General features: G+C 35.5%; 2 protein-coding genes. One reads left to right on the top strand and one right to left on the bottom strand.

The genetic code is table 11. From position 1 onward, the window contains the following. Positions 1 to 203 precede the first annotated feature (203 nt). Positions 204 to 731 carry an RNA methyltransferase gene (locus AB5935_RS26385; RefSeq protein WP_004324133.1) on the top strand — a complete coding sequence of 176 codons (528 nt, stop codon included), beginning with the start codon at positions 204 to 206 and terminating at the stop codon, positions 729 to 731. Positions 732 to 1,172: 441 nt separating this feature from the next. On the opposite strand, the gene AB5935_RS26390 is transcribed toward AB5935_RS26385, so the two are convergent. Then, positions 1,173 to 1,325 carry a hypothetical protein gene (locus AB5935_RS26390; RefSeq protein WP_368327917.1) on the bottom strand — a complete coding sequence of 51 codons (153 nt, stop codon included), beginning with the start codon at positions 1,323 to 1,325 and terminating at the stop codon, positions 1,173 to 1,175. Positions 1,326 to 1,334: the final 9 nt, after the last annotated feature.

A 1,334-nucleotide genomic window follows, 5' to 3' on the forward strand; every position in this document is an offset into this window, starting at 1 on the left:
ATGTTTATGTCTGTGTAGAAAGTTTTGGGTTAGTTTTTTGGAATGTTCATAACGAAGGCCTCTTATACCTTCTTTTGAATAATGCAAGAATTATTTTTCAAAATCTTTGCCGATAGTTTTGACAGGTTTTAAACCGTTATCAACATCTTGTTAACTGAAAAGAATTACCTTTGTGGACAAGAACATAATAAAAGAAAAGACGTATGCGTAAACTGAAAATAACAGAACTGAACCGTATCAGTGCCGAAGAGTTTAAACAAGTTGAAAAACTGCCTCTGGTAGTAGTGCTGGACGATATTCGTAGTTTGCACAATATAGGTTCTGTGTTCCGTACTTCGGATGCTTTCCGTATTGAATGTATCTATCTGTGTGGTATAACGGCCACTCCTCCACACCCTGAAATGCATAAGACTGCACTGGGGGCAGAGTTCACTGTCGACTGGAAGTATGTTAATAACGCTGTTGATGTTGTTGATAACCTCAAAAACGAAGGGTATATCGTTTATTCTGTAGAACAGGCGGAAGGAAGCATCATGCTTGATGAACTTCAGCTGGATAAAACCAAGAAGTACGCTATCGTAATGGGAAACGAAGTGAAAGGGGTACAGCAGGAGGTTATTGACCATTCGGATGGCTGTATAGAGATTCCTCAATACGGAACGAAACACTCTTTGAATGTTTCCGTAACTACCGGTATTGTGATTTGGGATTTGTTCAAAAAGTTACGTTAATAGCATAAATCCAGTTGGTTAATAAGTCGTTTATAACTGGTTTATATCATAGTTAATTGTTTAATAATCAATAGAGGTGTGATTGTTTATAAGTATAGAATCCAAATGATGTAATTATACTCTTTGCAGGATATATAGATACTGTTTACAGGAGATATATATCCTGCGTGTTGGACATATATGCGCTGTACATTGGATCTATAGTTCCTGCAAGTAGCATCTATAGCTCTTACATATTGTTTATGTACGTCCTGTAAAAGCAGAATAAATGTTGGTAAATTCAGAATAAGGAAGGTTATACCCCGACTTTACTAACTCCGGTTAATAAAGTCGGTTAATAAGTATTGAATGTGTAATTCAAATCTGTTTGTTCTTCACTATCAACACTAACACAACACATTTTATTAGTTTGTCTTTACCTGCCAATCATATCAAGTTGTTTTATTTCACAGGTTCTATTTTTATGAAAAGTACACCATGTGAAGGTACGTCAGATTGGTATTTATTTATATAAACTCCTTTATCCTTTTGCTCCCAAAGATTACGCACTTTCTGTTTACCTTGAATATTCAGTTGATCCCAGAAAATAGATATGTCCTGTTT

It is taken from the genome of Phocaeicola sp. RTP21198st1_B8_RTP21198_201120 (assembly GCF_040929485.1).
Taxonomy (GTDB): Bacteria; Bacteroidota; Bacteroidia; order Bacteroidales; family Bacteroidaceae; genus Phocaeicola; species Phocaeicola dorei.